Below are 14,927 nucleotides of genomic sequence, written 5' to 3'. Positions count from 1 at the left end.
GCGGTGGCCTGTCGACCAAGCTGCACCTGGCCTGCGAGCAGGGCCGGCGGCTGCTGTCGCTGGTACTGACCGCCGGACAGCGGGGCGATGCCCCACAGTTCGAGGCGGTCATGGCCGGCATCCGCGTCCCCCGGCTCGGACCCGGCCGGCCCCGCACCCGGCCCGAGATCGTCCGCGCCGACAAGGCCTACTCCTCCCGGGCGATCCGCGCCCACCTACGCAGTCGCGGGATCAGGTGCACCATCCCCGAGCCAGCCGATCGCATCGCCGCACGCCTACGGCGCGGCAGCCGCGGCGGTCGACCCTTCACCTTCGACGCCCACGACTACCGCGCCCGTCATGCTGTGGAATGCGGCATCAACCGGCTCAAACGCCACCGCGCCATCGCAACCAGATACGACAAACTCGCCGTCCGCTACCAAGCCGCCATCCACATAACCGCCATCAACGACTGGCTCACCAGGCTTTGAGACAGGCCCTAGTCGTTGTTCGTGAAGTAGCTGATGAAGCGGAGGATCTCCAGGTAGAGCCAGACGAGGCTCAGGGTCAGGCCGAAGGCCATCAGCCACGAGTAGCGCTCCGGCACGCCGGCCCGCACCCCCTGCTCGATCTCGCTGAAGTCGAGCAGCAGGAAGAAGCAGCCGAGCAGGATCATGCCGATGCTGAAGACCCAGCCGATGGGGCTGTCGGTGCGCAGGCCCAGGCCACCGCTGACGAAGAAGCCCGCGATCCAGTTGATCAGCATCAGGCCGACCGCGCCGAACGCGGCGGCGATCACGTACTTGGCGAACTTCGGAGTGGGCCGGAAGATCTTCAGTGCGTACACGGCCAGCGTGCCGCCGAACGCGACCATCGTGCCGAGCACGGCCTGCAGGACGATGCCGTTGTAGACATAGTCGTACATGTGGCTCAGCACGCCGATGGCGACGCCGTAGCACACGGAGTAGCCGAGGATCAGCGCCGGATTCGTGCTCTGCCGGAACGACACGATGAGCCCGAGGATCAGGCCCACGATCATCGCCGGCGCCGCCAGCCCCCAGCCGACGTTAAAGTACCAGGCCAGGGCCGCCGACACGACGAGCGTGCCGAGGGTCATGAAGCCGCGCACCACGACGTCGTCGATCGTCATGGTCCGCGCCGCCGGGGGAGCGTACGAGGGGGTGGCGTACATCTGGTTCAGCTGCTGCACGCTGGGCGTCGGACCGGCCCACGCCTGCTGACCAGCCGCCCCGCGCCGACTGAATATGGGGTTCTTGCTCTCCATTCGCTTCCTCCAGGACGCGACTCACTGATCAGCCGCTGCGCGGCCTAGTGGGATGGTGCCCGAGGAGCGGTACCCCTACAAGTGGGAGCGCCACTCCACCATAGTGGCAACGATCAGACTTCCGGGCGAGTTCCCGCCGTCGCCCACGGACGGAAACGACCGACGCCGACCACAGAACAAACTTGAACATTTCCTTTACTTGAGTTCTTAAAGTCTAGTGCTAGCGTGGTGCGGAGCCGAGAAGTAGCGGCCTGACCAGGCAGAACGCCACAGCGACCACTCCGCCTGCCGTTGCGAGCCTCATTCCGAACAGACCGGCACAGCAGGCCGTCCGGACGGCCACCTCGACACCGGAGACCCGTCCGCCGCCAGTGCCGCAAGGGAATGTCATCGCGAGGAGGACGGCGATGAACGTCAGCGGCCCACCGCTATTGCGAAGGTTTCGGCCTCATTCCATCCGAGGACGCATCACCGTCCTCATCACGGCGCTCGCCACCCTGCTGCTGATCCCCACCGGGATCCTGGGCAGCATGCTGGCCCGGCAGGCGTTCTCCACCGCGGTCTGGCTGGACGCCCGGCAGGAGGCGGCGCTCACGGCAGCCGCGTGGCGTGCGGGCCATTTCCGCCACATCATCACTCCGCAGGTCGCCGGGATCGACCTGGTCCAAGTGGTGGCTCCGAATCGGCGGGTGCTCGCCGCGTCGCCCGCCGCCCGGGGGAGGCCCCCGCTGACTTCCTTCTGACCGTCCCAGCAGGACCCGATGCAGGACCTGCAGGCCTGTACGCACGACGGGTTCGGCTGCCTGCGTCTGTCGGCGCTGCGGGTGACGCCGGGGCCCGACTCCCCCGTCGTGTACGCGGGACGCCCCGTCGAGGGCTTCACTCCCGTCGCGATGTTCGATCTGCTCTTCACCGCGGAGGTCGCCGTGCTCGTGCTGCTCACCGCCTGGGCCACCTGGAAGGTGGCCGGACGCACCCTGCGCCCCGTCGAGGCCATCCGCAGCGACCTGGCCGCCGTCAACGTGAACGACCTAGACACCCGGGTGCCCGTACCGGCCGGGGACGACGAGATCGCGCGGCTCGCCCGCACCGTGAACAGCACGCTCGCCCGCATCGAGCAGGCGAAGCTCACCACCGAGCGGGCGCTGCGGCGGCAGCGCGAGTTCGCCGCGGACGCCTCCCACGAACTGCGCACTCCGCTCGCCGGCCTGCGCACGCAACTGGAGGAGGCGCAGCTTCACCCCGACGAGACCGATCTGCGGTCGCTGCTCAGGGACGCGCTGCTCGACGTGGAGCGACTGGAAGCGATCATCGACGACCTGCTCCTGCTGGCGAAGGTGGGGGCGACGGCCCCGGGCCGCAAGCCCGTGGACGTGTCGGCACTGGTCAGGGAGGAGGTCGCCCGCCGGACCGACCGGATACCCGTGCGCCTTCTGCTGGAGGACGGCGTCAGGATGCACGCCGCGCCGCGCCACCTCGCCCGGCTCCTGACCAACCTGCTCGACAACGCGCAGCGGCACGCCCGGAGCGTGGTCGAGATCGGGCTCCGGCGCGACGACGGCTTCGTCAAGCTGTGGGTCGGCGACGACGGTCCCGGCGTCCCGGTGCGCGAACGGGAGCGGATCTTCGAGCGGTTCGCCAGGTCGGACACGGCGCGCAGCCGGGGCCGCGGTGGCGCCGGGCTCGGCCTGGCCATCGCCCGCGACATCGCCCGCGCCCACTGCGGCACCTTGGTTGCGGCCGAGTCGCCGTACGGCGGCGCCATGTTCGTGCTGTGCCTGCCGGTCTCCGGCTGCCCGCCGAACACCGACGCCGCGCCCTCGCGGGCGGCGGTCCGCCGCACCGCGGGCCCGTACGCCGAGCCGCCGCAGGTGGAGGAGGCGTCGGCGCCGGTGAACGAGGGACATGCCTGACGGCGGTCAGAGGCGGGCGAACCAGTCGCGGACGGCGCGCCGCCCACCCCCGCCGAGCGCCACCATCAGGGCGTACCGGGCCTTCACCGGAGCCAGCCCGCGCGCTCCGATGGCGCCGACCTTCGCGGCCAGCCCCAGGGCCGGCGGCAGGTCCTCCAGCGCGACCGGCCGGGTGCGGCACCGCGAGGCGACCACCACGGGGATGTCCCACTCCGCCAGCTCACTCAGGGTCGCGTACAGGGTGATCGGGATGTTCCCGGCGCCGGTGCCCTCCAGCACCACACCCCTGGCTCCGGCGTCCACGACGGACGTGACGAGCACGGGGTCCATCTCCGGATAGGTCTTGATCAGCGCGACGTGCGTCTCCGGCTCTCCCCGCGCGTCCGGGGGCCGCGGCGGCGGCGTCGCCGTCATCTCGGCCCTGCCGTCCGCCACCCGGCCGAGGATCGGCGCGGGCGCGGACGAGAAGGCCGCCACGCCCGTCGCGTCGGCCATCGTGACCCAGCGGGCCGCGTGCAGTTCGTCGTTCACGCAGACCACCGCGCCGACGCCGCGAAGGGCGGGATCGGCGGCGGCGACCAGGGACGACGCGAGGTTGCGCGGGCCGTCGCTCGACAGCTCGTCCAGCCCGCGCACGGCGCCGGTCAGCACGATGCCACCGCGTAGAGCGGCGGGGCCCGCGAGCAGGTCCGTGAGGAAGGCCGTCTCCTCGATCGTGTCCAGGCCGTGGGTGACGACCACGCCGTCGAACCCCTCGTCGACCAGGGCCGAGCGGGCACGCCGGGCCAGCCGCAGCATGGTGGAGGGCGAGGTGTCCCAGCTCGGCTCGGCCTGCACGTCCTCGGTCACGACCTCCACACCGAGATCCACGGGTATGGCCGCCAGCAGATCGGCCGCCGTCGCGAGCCCCGGGCGGCCGGTGTGACGGGCGTACGCCATGACGTCGCCCGTCGCCACCAGCAGCACACGTCCGGTCACGAGGCATCGTCCTCGGCGGGCGCGGCGACTCCGGCGTGCTGCTCGAGCCGCTCGATGCGCCGCAGGAGCGGAGCGATCTCCTGACGGACGACCGCCGCCACGGCCTGCGCGGCGGTCTGGGAGGCGGCCTGAGGGGCGGCCTGGGATGCGGAGGCGTCCTGCGCCTGGGCCCGGAGGTGGACGTAGCCGGCGAGCGCCGCGACGACCGCGCGCCGCGTGAGCCGCGGCTCGGCGCCCCGATCCCGCAGCACCTGCCCGCCGATCCCGTCGGGCTCCGCGACCAGGCCGAGTAGCAGGTGCTCGCACCCGATGTAGTTGTGCCCCAGCGCATGGGCCTCGGTGACCGCCAGTTCGAGGGCGTTGGCCGCGTGCGCGTCGAACCGGCTCGGACCGTCCTTCCGCGTTCCCTCGTCCCCGGGCTGCTCTGGGCCGGCCGCTGCGGCGGGTACGGACGGGTGGCGGCTCGCGAGGTCGCGCTCGACCAGGGTGGGCTCGACCTCCATGGCACGCAGGACGTGCAAGGCGAGGTTCTGCCCCTCGGCCAGCATCGCGGCGAGCAGGTGCTCGGTGCCGATGCCGGCGGCGTTCTCGGCCCGGGCCCGTTCCAGCGCCATCCGGAAGACGGCGCGGGTCCTGGGCGTGAAGTGCGACAGCCGGGGGTCGTCGATCTCGAAATCGCCGAGGATGCTCTCGCGGATGGCGCTCACCCGGCGCACCGCCTGCTCCAGCGCCCGCTGGCAGATCGCGGACACCGGCAGTGCCGCTTCCTTGACCGCCTCCGCGAGATCGTCCGGCAGATACACGTTGATCTTAGGCATGCATAATTCATACCCCCATTGGGGTTATCCGTCTACCCCCAACTTGGGATCGAGGTCAGGGAAGCGTGACGTACTTGCCGATGAACTCCCGGACCTCGGGGATGTCCAGGCGGTAGTCGACGTTGGTCGTCCGGCAGGCGTCGTCCACTCCGCTGATCGTCGTGGCGACGAGCAGGTTCGAGTCGGGGCCTCCGAGGTAGTTGGGGCCGCCCGAGTCGCCGTAGCAGGTTCCACCCTCCCCCCGGGAGGGGTTCGGCGTCAGGTCGAGCCACCTGCTGCCGAGGCGCTTGAAGGAGATGGAGGTCTGGCTGCGCGTGTCGATGTAGTGGTACCGCCATCCGTGCCGCTTCTTCGTGGGGTCCAGCGAGCCGTACCCGACGGGGGTGAAGCGCGCCGTCTGCAGAGTGCCGTCGGCCTTGAGTTGGTCGAGCAGGCCCAGAGTGGGCAGCTTGGCCGGCGTGATGCCGCTGACGGGCTCGGGGAAGATCACCACCGCCAGGTCATAGGCGTCGCCCTTGTATCTCGAGTCGGCCACGTACCGACCGGTGTACAGCTTCTCGCCGGGCTGGTAGTGGCTGGCGAAGGAGACCCGGGCGGTCTTCTGGCCCTTGTTCCCGCAGTGGGCCGCCGTGAGGAAGACGGTCGGCGAGATGAGGGTGCCGGTGCAGTACGACCACGTGCCGTCGCTTTCCGGCTTGTCACCGATGAGGGCTCCCACTTCCGGGTGATTGGTCTTATCGACCGAGCCGTGGGTGATGGCCGACGCAGGCGAGGCAACACCTGTCACCAAACCCACAAGAATCATGACAAAAGGGACGAAACGCATGCACGAATGTATCCGAGCATGGGCTCCCTATGACAAAAGTGGACGAAAAGATCTACGGTCGGCCGTCAGGGGCGAACCTCCGGAATCAACGTCCGCGGTGCCGGAACACGTAGCGGGAGGCCGCCACCCACAACCCCCGCACACGCGAAGACCGCCCCTCCGATCGAAGGAGGAGCGGCCATGGTGATGCGGTCCGAGTCGCCTACCTCGACATCCGGCCCCGGTGGTCATGCCCGCGATGGTCGTGACCCCGGTGGTGATGCCCACGGTGGTCATGCCCGCGATGGTGGTCCCGGCCGCGCCCGTCGTCCTGCGGCGATGTCGCCGCCACCGCAACCGCGAGACCAGAGACCGTCGAGGGCGAGGCCAGGGCACCCTGTGTCGGCCACAGCACGAGCGTGCCGAGGAGGGCCGCACCTAAGATGCCGCATCGTTTCCCGTACATGTGATTCCTTCCGGCGGGGGCCTCTGTAGCGCCGCACGAGCGCGGCCCGGTAACAGCGGTGATCTCGCCCGCGGTTCGCCATGACGGCCTATGGCCTCGGGGACGCCACTCGTTGACGTCGCGGCCGACCGGACCGGAACGGACGCGCCCACCGGTCGGGCAACGACGATTTTTGCCGGCCGATGAACTACAGTCGTCCGCCGTGGCCGAATCCTCCCCCTATCTGACCGCGACGGCGGACGCCTACGACGCCGTAGCCGACCTCTACGCCGACCTCGCCCGAGACTCGCTGGACCGCCTGCCGCTGGATCGCGCGATAGTCGCCGTGTTCGCCGAACTCGTACGGGCCGCCGGACCCCGGCCCGTCGCCGAGGCCGGCTGCGGTCCCGGGTACATGACCGCACACCTGCGTGACCTCGGACTGGACGCCTTCGGCGTCGACCTGTCTCCCGCGCTGATCGACATCGCTCGCAAAGACCATCCTGACCTGCGTTTCGAGGTCGGTTCGATGGGCGCCTTCGACGTGGCCGACGGCGAGCTGGGCGGTCTGCTCTCCTGGTACTCCGCCATCCACATCCCACCACCGGAGCTGCCGCCGTACTTCGCCGAGTTCCGCCGGGTGCTGGCCCCGGGTGGCTACCTCCTGCTCGGTTTCTTCGAATCCGAGGGCGGTCCCGTCCAGCAGTTCGACCACAAGGTCTTGCCGGCCTACCGGTGGCCGATCGACGACTTGGCCGATCTGGCCCGCAAGGAAGAGTTCGTCGAGGTGGCGCGCATGTTGCGCGAGCCTCTGGAGGGTGAACGATTCCGCCGCGGCCACCTGCTGATGCGCAGACAAACCGCCGCCGTAAGCTGATGCGCGCGCTACAGGGCGCGGGGCCGTACACGCCGCCCGGCACAGGCGGCGGCCTGATTCCGTAAGGGACTTGTCACCACGCCTGAACGTCGCCCGGTGACGCCGATCTCCTCGGACCGGCCGGATCAGCCGGTGGCCTGGATCACGCAGGTCACCGGCTCTTTCATGCTGGGAGGCGCCAGTGCCCCCGGTGGGACTCGAACCCATACCACAGCCCTTTTAAGGGGTCCCGCTACCCCGCCTCGGCGCACCCGCTGAGCTGGCGCAACCGCTCTCGGATGCGCCTCTTGCCGCCATCCTGGGCATGCATGGGGCACAGTCTCGCGTTACCGACCTCTCCGGCCGGGCTCACTCGTCCGTGATGGCTTCCGTAGCCGGCGGCGTCTGAACGTAGGTGCCCTTGCCGTGCACGCTGCGGATGAGACCCCGTTCCCGCAGCTCCTTCATGGCGCGTCTGACGGTCATCCGCGCCACGCCGTACTGCTCGGAGAGATCCAGCTCCGAAGGTAGCCGCTGTCCCGGCTTGAGGTCGCCTCGCTCGATCCGGCCTGCGATGTGGTCGGCCACGACCATGTAGACGAGCTCCGGGCCGTCGCGGTCGATCTCAGGGAAGTCGCTCTCCTCCACCACGGCGACCAACCATAGATGCCTGCTGACCTGCAAAAACACCTAGATACCTCTACTAAGGTCTATAGAGGTCTATGCTCGATCTATGGAGCCTGCCAGCTTGCCCCAGGATGACGAAGTCGACTGGGACTGCCCGGGCATTGCCCTCCACCTCTGCAGGGCTCTTCCCAACCGCGTGAAGCTGCTTTGGTCGTCAGAGCCGCAGGGCCGTCGACACCGGGTGGTGGAGTACACCTGCGCCTGCGAGGCCCTGGTCTATGAGCTGGTCTCCTGCGGCGGGCTCTACATGGTCCACAAGGTCATCCAGTTAGACCCGCTTGAGCACGCATACACCGGTGGCTGGCAACATGCGGAAGCCCGCCTCTGGTGGCATCGTCTTCTCGTCGGCCTCGCGCGGTAACAGATGGACGGTGAGGTGATTCGGACGGTTGGCGCTCCGACCGAATTAGGGGTGTATGTCGAGTAGTCGTTCGGCGAACTGCAGGAGGCTTTCCAGGGCGCCTATCGCTACCGCCGCCTGAATGGCCGGTTTTATCGCGTCAAGCCAAACCCGGGCCATTTTCACCTCGGGGACCGGGGGAAGCGGCGGCAGTGAGACCTCGCCAGAGAAAGAAGCTGTGATCGCTGGGAGCGAGATGTTGGCGGTTGCGTGAATGGTCTCAGGGTGAGCGGTCACCGAGACGCTTTCCGTCAACGTTCCGCCATCGGTGGCGCTTATCCAGACGACAGTTGGCGGCGCTTGAAGCGATTCGAGAAACTCGACCGACGCGTCGGCAACGGCCTTGATCTGTCGGAATACGGCTAAAACTTCGGCTGGTATCTCGATTGGATCAGTCATGGAACGTCCCCCTCTTACCTAGCTGATCGGCATCCTGGGACTTCCCGCACGCTATCGCGTTGCCCCACAGCTTGTTCATGAGGTCTGCGGGCTGTGGCGGAAGGCAAGCGCATCGAAAAACTCCGTCAACAGTCGCTCCGACGCCGGCCCTGCCCTCAGCTCATGTCCACCGAAGCGGTAGACCTCATAGCCCCGCAGCCGCAGCTCGCGGTCCTCGGCGACCATCTCGGCGTAGCGGCGCGGGTCGGCCTGGCGATGCTCGTTGGAGTAGTGCTGGATGCCGTCGCACTCGATGACAATGCGCACTCGGTTGGGCATCAGGAGTAGAAAGTCCATGCGCTGCCGCGGGATGGACGGCCTGCTGCCGCGCCTCCACTGTTGTGGCGATGGGTCGTAATGGAGGTAGACCTGCGGGATGAGAGCCGGGATGTTGCTTCCGTGAGACCGGTAGCGCTGGACGTAATTGCGCAGGATGCACTCCTCCGCCTCGTTGGCCAGTGATGCCACCAACCGCTGATACAAGCTAGTCCAGACGTGCCGTTCAGGGGCGCCAGTCAGGCCTTCGCGTTCGGCCCACCACTCGGTGAGATCCCGCCAGGTCAACCCGGCCGGACCGAGATGCCGATCGTAAACCAGGCAGTACTGCTCGTTTTCCAGCACAACTATGTCGTTGTTGATCGCGTCCCGAAACCCGAGCTTCGGCTTGGGGCCGTCAGCGGCGAAGATGAGGTTCTTCAGCTCCCCGGCAACGCCGGTCAGCCTGGCCTGTTGCACCAGTTCTACGAGCTCCGGCGCCCCGACTTCCTCACTCACCTGCGTCGCGATGATCAGAAGCTCGGCGAGGCTTTTACCAGTGAGGAGCGCCTTGACATACTCGAACTTGCTGTAGAAGACGAGGTCATCCTCGCTTACACCGGTTGGCGGGGTGAGGGCCAAGTCCTCGGCACAGAACTCGTTGATCTGCACACGCGTCATCCCGTCACGCAGCACCGCCGCGATAGTCTCGCGCAGCTTTCGGGGTGTTACAGCCGACACAACGACGACCTTACGGTTCCCGGCCGACACTCGCGATGCCCGAGATTCCGCTCCGGCGCTAGCATGCCCACCCTCTGCCGACCTCTAGGACCGGGTACGGTCGCGCGCAACCTGGCCGAGAACTCTGAACTCCACCAGCATTCAAATATCAATCATTCTTCTCAAGCCGATCGGCCTCCATGAGGTACTTAGGCCTGCTTCGGCCTGCCCTTCGCCCTTTGGTAGCAAGTTCCCACCGAGTGTAGGCACCGCTGATGGACAAGCCAGTTGCTGCGGAAATCTGTTTCCAACTCAGTCCTGCGGCGCGCATCTTCACAATCTCTTCCGTTTTCACGTCCGCACGTTCTTCACGCCCGCGCCGCCGACGCTCAACAAGAGCATTTGCAAGATAAGATCGGATTGTCGATTCGTCGACGTCCATCTCTTTGGCTACTTGCTCCAAAGTTTTGTGTTCCTCCAAGTAGAGGGTTGCAGCCCGCTCCCAGCGTTGAACCTGGGCGTCTTCGTCGTCAATGAACGACATAAGCACAATCCACTCTTCCAGAAATACCAAGTAAGCATGCCCGCAGTGAAACGCAAATCTTATCGAAGTAGACGAGGCTCCGAAAGATAGCTAACGCGGTTGTTGCGACCATACGCACGCTTTCCCTGCCTGATCACCTCGTACGCCGTCGACCCACCGCGGAGCGGCAGCGGGCCGGGGACGGAGGGGCAAGGCCGGCCTCGCGTGTACGTCAACCTGGTCGCGGTTCCTCGGTCATCGGATGCCATCGGTCACGGCCGGCCTTGAGCCGGAGGAGCCGGTCTGCTGGGCTTGCCTGGGTCGATGGCGGGCGAAGCGATCAGGGCCCCAGCCACCCCACGAACTTTGGCTTGCGCGCCGTGATCACCTCGGGGCCGGAGATCCCCCGCCGGAGGCAAAGAAGGACCTCGGCCAACTGCGGCGCGTCCGTGTGGCCGCGGCGGCTGGCGTCGTGCTCGTCCTGGTGGTCGTGCTTCCCGCGGGCGTCATGCCTCTGCCTGGGATCGGGCGCGGCTGGCGTCGGCGCGGACGGGACCGGCCCGAAGAGGCCGCACGCCCGGCCGCGTCCGGACGCGCCGCGCCACCGCCGCCCGGCACGGGCGGCGGCTTGAACCCGTAAGGCAACTTGTAACCACGGCGGATTCCGCGGTCAGCTCCGGCGCGTCTTCACTCATGCGCCGCGCCCTTAGAGGTTGCCTGCCGCCGGCAGCGCGGGCCGATGGATCCAGGCGGCAAGGTCCGCGGGCGCGCATTCGGCGACTCGGGCGGCGTACCGGGGAAGCTCCTCCTCGCTGAGGACCTGCCGCCATTGGCCTGTTGATCCGCTGTGGAAGAACTGGCTGGGGTCGTGATAGAAGCCGTCGTGGCTGGCTTCGGGCGCGAGCTCGCCGGCCCGGCCCTTCATGACCGCGAACGTGGCGGCCTGGACCAGGTCCGGCCAGGCTGTCTCGGTGATGGCGATCCCGAGCCGGGCGGCTATGTAGCGCATCTGCCCTTCGAGGTCATCAAGGAGGTCCTCGTAGCGCAGCAGCACGATGTTCGGCTGGTCGCGGACCTGCCAGAACGTGTCCAGATGGTGAAGCATGATCTCCAGGTCGGACACGGTCTTTCCGGGCGCGGCCGGATTGACCCAGGACCAGAAGCGCTCGCGCGCGGTCCCGCTCGGCAGGGACGGAGCGGCGGCCAGCAGCTCGTCAAGGACCACGGCGCCCACGGCATCCTCCCGCAATGCGAGGGACACGGCCCGGTCGGTGTTGCTGGTATGGCTGTCCAAGGACACGGCCACATCCCGGGGGTCCCGGCTTGCGCAGAGGTAGGTGACCCGGTCGTCGAAGGGCAATCCATCGAGGGGCGTATGGGTCTTGATGAATCGCCGGTGCGCTTGTGCCTCGAGGTCGGCCAGCACTCCGGTGAGCGGGCGCAGCAGGACGTCCAGCCACGGCGAGATCTGGTCGAGCGGCCGGTCGAATGTCGCGCTTTTGAAGATCTCCAGGGCGCAGATCATCTGCAGCCAGGTCGTGCCGCACTTCGCCGGGGTGCTGATCACGATGTCGCCGGGGCGGAACACGAACCCATCCCAGCGGGCCGAGTCCGTAAAGGAGGTCTGGTAGCGAACGTGTTCCCCCAAGCCCATGCGGGGAGAATGGCTGCAACCAGATCGGGCCGTCAACCGTGCCGTGAATGACCGGGGCGCCCCGCAAGCGCAATGACCGGAACGCGGCGCGGACCTCGGTGGTAAGCAGCGTCGGTTCCTGCCAGGCAGCGAAGTGATTGCCCGGTTGCTCGAACGTGCGGTTTTCCGGGCGTCTTTCGCGGCGCCGGCTCAGCATGCGTCAGCGCCTCCCGCACCACCAGACCCTCCCGACGCCGCGCAGCACCACGAGGCTCCCGCGCGCAACCCGCCCTCAGCCCGGCCGGGGTTCCCCGGCAAGATCGCCAGGTACGCACTAATTTGGCCTAAGAGGCCGCGCAGATAGGCGGCGTGGAAGCCTCGGCATCAAGGTGGGCACAGGCCCCAGTGAATATGGAGTTGCGACGCTCTGTGACCGCTGGCGAGACCTGTGCGCATCCTTCGTTTCAGGTCGCCTGCGTGGCCAGCCTGCGCAGGGCCCGCACGGCAGGCGATCCGGGGTCGGCCGTCATCAGGACAACCTCCTGGTCATCCTCGGGCACGAGCAGGACGTCGCAGTTCAACCGCAGCGCACCGGCCTCCGGATGGTCCAGGGTCTTGGTGCGATGCCCTGGAGCGTGGACCGGACGCGCCTCCCAGATCTGCCGCGAACCCATCCGCCTGAGCGGACACACCCATACCCTCGACGCCCACACCGGCGAGGTTCTCGGCCAGTACAGCACCCGCGCCGAACCACACGGGCAGCTGCTCATCCGCTGCGGCAATCGCCGCGCCACCCGCTACCCCGCCTGCGCCGAGGTCTATCGCCGCGACACCTTCCACCTCATCCGCTCCGGCCTGCTCGGCGGAGACAAGGGCGTCCCCGAAACCGTCCGCACCCATCCGCGCGTGTTCGCCACCCTGACCGCGCCGAGCTTCGGCCCAGTGCATCGCGGCCCGGGCAAGGACGGCCAGGCCGACGTCTGCCACCCGCGCCGTACCGGCCCGGCCTGCTTCAAACGGCATGCCGCGGGCGATCCGCGCATCGGCCAACCCCTCGACCCGGACACCTACGACTACACCGGCCACGTCCTGTGGAACGCCCACGCCGGGAACCTGTGGCGCCGCTTCACGATCTACCTGCGCCGCCACCTGGCCGCCTCGGCCGGGCTCACCCGCAAAGACTTCGACCGCATGGTCCGGGTGTCCTTCGCCAAGGTCGCCGAATTCCAAGCGCGCGGAGTCGTCCACTTCCACGCCGTGATCCGGCTCGACGGCCGCAGCGACGAAGGCGTCATCCCGCCTCCGGCCTGGGCCACCGTCGACCTGCTCACCGACGCCATCCGCACCGCCGTCAAGGCCGTACGGATCGATGCCCCCGATCTCGGCCAGCCGACCCGGCACCTGGTGTGGGGCGAGCAGGTCGACGTACGGCCGATCGACCCCGGCGACCTTCACGACGGACCGCACCTGTCCGAGCGCGCCGTGGCGGCCTACGTCGCCAAGTACGCCACCAAGGCCGCGGAGACCTCCGGCACCCTCGACCGGCGAATCAAGCCGCGTGACCTGCCCACGCTCCACGAGCAGGGCGTCTCCGCGCGCCACTTCTCCACCAAGAGCCGCACCTACTCGACCACCCTCACCAGGTTGCGCCAGGCCCGGGCCGAGTTCCGCCTGCGCATGACCTTCGCCCGGCTGCCCTACGACCCCGACAGCACCCTTGTCGTCGGCTCCTGGGCCTATGCCGGCCAAGGCTTCACCCCTGGTGAGGCAGTTCTGGCCGCGCAGATTACTGACGATCCACCGTCCCCGGTGATCTCGACGTCGGTTCCGACACCAGCTCATTCCACGAAAGGAGTCAGCCAGTGACGACGGCCACCAAGACCAAGTCGATGCTCACGGTGGCCGAGGTCTGCGCTGAGCTGCAAATCTCCCGGTCCACCTTCTACGAGTGGCGCGCCAAGAGGCGAGCCCCGCGTTGCGTCACGCTTCCGAACGGAAGTCTTCGGGTTCGCCGTGGCGACCTCGATCGCTGGCTCGATGCGCATGAGGACGGCGCCCGGTGAAGGACATCTCCTACAGCGTGCGCATCTACAAGCTGGAGACGCGCAAGCGGGCCAACACCACGAACTACCGAGTCCGCTGGAGTGTCGACGGGCGGATCTACCGTGAGCCGTTCGCCACGGTCGCCCATGCCAAGAGCTACCGGTCCGATCTGCTGTCGGCCGCTCGCCGAGGAGAGGCGTTCAGCACCGTCACTGGGCTTCCGGTCTCCTGGGGGCGCGAGGAGCGCGCGATGAGCTGGTTCGACTTCGCCTGCGCCTATGTCGACATGAAGTGGCCTGGGCTGGCCGGGCACTCGCGGCGCATCACGGCCGGTGCGCTCCGCGACGCGACGCCGGCCTTGCTCACCAGCACGCGGGGCCGCCCAGACGACGAAACGCTCCGTCGCGCCCTCCTGGAGTGGGCCTTCAACTCGCCTCGCAGGAAGGGCAGTGCTCCGCCGGAGGACCTCCGGAAGGCGCTGGAATGGCTCAAGCAGCACACACGACCGGTGGGGGACCTCGACGACCCTGCCGTGGCCAGAAAGGTCCTGGAGGCTCTCTCACTCCGGCGAGACGGCAAGCGGATGGCCGCCAGTACCGTGCAGCGGACTCGCGGCGTTCTCGTCAACGCGATGGAGTACGCGATCGAGCTTCGGTTGTTGTCCCGTAATCCGATCAAGGACCTGCCGTGGAAGTCCGCCAAGTCGGTCCGTCAGGTGGACAAACGCGTCGTCGTCAATCCGGCCCAGGCCCGGAACCCCCTGGAGGCGGTTCGCGCCCAGAACCGAGCGGGCCGCGGCTGGTCGCGTTCTTCGCCGTGATGTACTACGCCGGGCTTCGACCCGAGGAGGCGGTCAACCTCTTCAAGCGCAACCTCCTGATCCCTGACGAGGGATGGGGCGAGCTGATCGTGGAGGAGGCCAGTCCTGCGCCTGGAGCCGCCTGGTCGAACAGCGGGCAGCGACGCGACCCGGGGCCTCTCAAGCATCGTGAGAAGGGCGATAGCCGGGTCGTGCCCTGCCCGCCCAAGCTGACACGGATTCTCCACGCTCATCTCGAGAACCCCTGGGCCCGGCCCGGATGGCCGGCTGTTCCGCGCCCTGCGGAACGGCGGAGACCTCCAGGAGAGCACCTATCACCGGGTCTGGCG

At 68.1% G+C, this 14,927-nt stretch carries 18 protein-coding genes; 8 read left to right on the top strand and 10 right to left on the bottom strand.

From position 1 onward, the window contains the following. Positions 1-470 (top strand): IS5 family transposase (locus FLW16_RS36195; protein ID WP_142565150.1); only part of this gene is annotated, 470 nt, incomplete at its 5' end. Between the two features lie 8 nt (positions 471-478). On the opposite strand, the gene FLW16_RS36190 is transcribed toward FLW16_RS36195, so the two are convergent. Further along, positions 479-1,264 carry a Bax inhibitor-1/YccA family protein gene (locus FLW16_RS36190; protein ID WP_142565148.1) on the bottom strand — a complete coding sequence of 262 codons (786 nt, stop codon included), beginning with the start codon at positions 1,262-1,264 and terminating at the stop codon, positions 479-481. A 407-nt stretch (positions 1,265-1,671) separates the two neighbouring features. On the opposite strand from FLW16_RS36190, the gene FLW16_RS36185 reads away from it, so the two are divergent. Both FLW16_RS36185 and FLW16_RS36180 read left to right on the top strand, forming a co-directional pair. Beyond that, complete coding sequence (locus tag FLW16_RS36185) at positions 1,672-2,007, top strand: hypothetical protein (RefSeq protein WP_142565146.1); 336 nt, start codon at positions 1,672-1,674, stop codon at positions 2,005-2,007. Between the two features lie 18 nt (positions 2,008-2,025). Then, complete coding sequence (locus tag FLW16_RS36180) at positions 2,026-3,177, top strand: HAMP domain-containing sensor histidine kinase (protein WP_142565144.1); 1,152 nt, start codon at positions 2,026-2,028, stop codon at positions 3,175-3,177. A 6-nt stretch (positions 3,178-3,183) separates the two neighbouring features. Here the strand turns inward: FLW16_RS36180 and FLW16_RS36175 are convergent, their stop codons facing one another. Genes FLW16_RS36175 through FLW16_RS36165 form a run of 3 tightly spaced genes read right to left on the bottom strand, consistent with a single transcriptional unit; the run spans position 3,184 to position 5,691 of the window. Beyond that, positions 3,184-4,155, bottom strand: a complete 972-nt coding sequence (locus FLW16_RS36175) for an asparaginase (RefSeq protein ID WP_142565142.1) — start codon at positions 4,153-4,155, stop codon at positions 3,184-3,186. After that, positions 4,152-4,973 (bottom strand): Clp protease N-terminal domain-containing protein, encoded by an 822-nt coding sequence (locus tag FLW16_RS36170; RefSeq protein WP_142565140.1) that lies wholly within the window; start codon positions 4,971-4,973, stop codon positions 4,152-4,154. Before FLW16_RS36170 ends, FLW16_RS36175 begins: the two co-directional genes overlap by 4 nt. A gap of 55 nt (positions 4,974-5,028) precedes the next feature. After that, positions 5,029-5,691, bottom strand: coding sequence for a trypsin-like serine protease (locus tag FLW16_RS36165; protein ID WP_185949741.1), 663 nt, complete (start codon positions 5,689-5,691; stop codon positions 5,029-5,031). A 755-nt stretch (positions 5,692-6,446) separates the two neighbouring features. Between FLW16_RS36165 and FLW16_RS36155 the strand changes: the two genes are divergently transcribed. Then, a complete protein-coding gene (locus FLW16_RS36155; protein ID WP_142565134.1) occupies positions 6,447-7,100 on the top strand; it encodes a class I SAM-dependent methyltransferase in 654 nt (217 codons plus the stop codon). A gap of 348 nt (positions 7,101-7,448) precedes the next feature. On the opposite strand, the gene FLW16_RS36150 is transcribed toward FLW16_RS36155, so the two are convergent. Next, the gene (locus FLW16_RS36150; RefSeq protein ID WP_260615972.1) at positions 7,449-7,730 is read right to left on the bottom strand and encodes a GntR family transcriptional regulator; all 282 of its coding nucleotides are present in this window, start codon (positions 7,728-7,730) and stop codon (positions 7,449-7,451) included. Between the two features lie 82 nt (positions 7,731-7,812). Here FLW16_RS36150 and FLW16_RS36145 point away from each other — a divergent pair, with 82 nt between their 5' ends. Beyond that, positions 7,813-8,127, top strand: coding sequence for a hypothetical protein (locus FLW16_RS36145; RefSeq protein WP_142565132.1), 315 nt, complete (start codon positions 7,813-7,815; stop codon positions 8,125-8,127). Positions 8,128-8,172: 45 nt separating this feature from the next. Here FLW16_RS36145 and FLW16_RS36140 read toward each other — a convergent pair whose 3' ends face one another. From FLW16_RS36140 to FLW16_RS36120, 5 genes are all read right to left on the bottom strand, one after another. Continuing rightward, complete coding sequence (locus FLW16_RS36140; protein ID WP_142565130.1) at positions 8,173-8,565, bottom strand: hypothetical protein; 393 nt, start codon at positions 8,563-8,565, stop codon at positions 8,173-8,175. Positions 8,566-8,640: 75 nt separating this feature from the next. After that, positions 8,641-9,600, bottom strand: a complete 960-nt coding sequence (locus FLW16_RS36135; RefSeq protein WP_142565128.1) for a hypothetical protein — start codon at positions 9,598-9,600, stop codon at positions 8,641-8,643. Between the two features lie 148 nt (positions 9,601-9,748). Beyond that, entirely contained in the window at positions 9,749-10,123 is a 375-nt protein-coding gene (locus tag FLW16_RS36130; protein ID WP_142565126.1) for a hypothetical protein, read from the bottom strand. Positions 10,124-10,808: 685 nt separating this feature from the next. Beyond that, positions 10,809-11,756, bottom strand: a complete 948-nt coding sequence (locus tag FLW16_RS36125) for a sulfotransferase domain-containing protein (RefSeq protein WP_142565124.1) — start codon at positions 11,754-11,756, stop codon at positions 10,809-10,811. A 443-nt stretch (positions 11,757-12,199) separates the two neighbouring features. Next, the gene (locus FLW16_RS36120; RefSeq protein WP_221891452.1) at positions 12,200-12,409 is read right to left on the bottom strand and encodes a hypothetical protein; all 210 of its coding nucleotides are present in this window, start codon (positions 12,407-12,409) and stop codon (positions 12,200-12,202) included. Between FLW16_RS36120 and FLW16_RS36115 the strand changes: the two genes are divergently transcribed. The 3 genes from FLW16_RS36115 to FLW16_RS45640 are packed head-to-tail and all read left to right on the top strand — an operon-like array spanning position 12,354 to position 14,598. Next, complete coding sequence (locus tag FLW16_RS36115; RefSeq protein ID WP_260615970.1) at positions 12,354-13,601, top strand: replication initiator; 1,248 nt, start codon at positions 12,354-12,356, stop codon at positions 13,599-13,601. The two genes, FLW16_RS36120 and FLW16_RS36115, sit on opposite strands and share 56 nt — an antisense overlap. Then, positions 13,598-13,798: an AlpA family transcriptional regulator gene (locus FLW16_RS36110; RefSeq protein WP_260615969.1), complete on the top strand. Its 201-nt coding sequence runs from the start codon at positions 13,598-13,600 to the stop codon at positions 13,796-13,798. The genes FLW16_RS36115 and FLW16_RS36110 overlap by 4 nt, the downstream gene beginning before the upstream one ends. Continuing rightward, complete coding sequence (locus FLW16_RS45640) at positions 13,795-14,598, top strand: hypothetical protein (protein ID WP_260615968.1); 804 nt, start codon at positions 13,795-13,797, stop codon at positions 14,596-14,598. Before FLW16_RS36110 ends, FLW16_RS45640 begins: the two co-directional genes overlap by 4 nt. Positions 14,599-14,927: the final 329 nt, after the last annotated feature.

This window comes from Microbispora sp. KK1-11 (assembly GCF_006874435.1).
GTDB classification, from domain to species: Bacteria; Actinomycetota; Actinomycetes; order Streptosporangiales; family Streptosporangiaceae; genus Microbispora; species Microbispora catharanthi.
The sequence above is the reverse complement of the archived record's forward strand: the minus strand, read 5'-3'. Positions and strand labels throughout refer to the sequence as shown.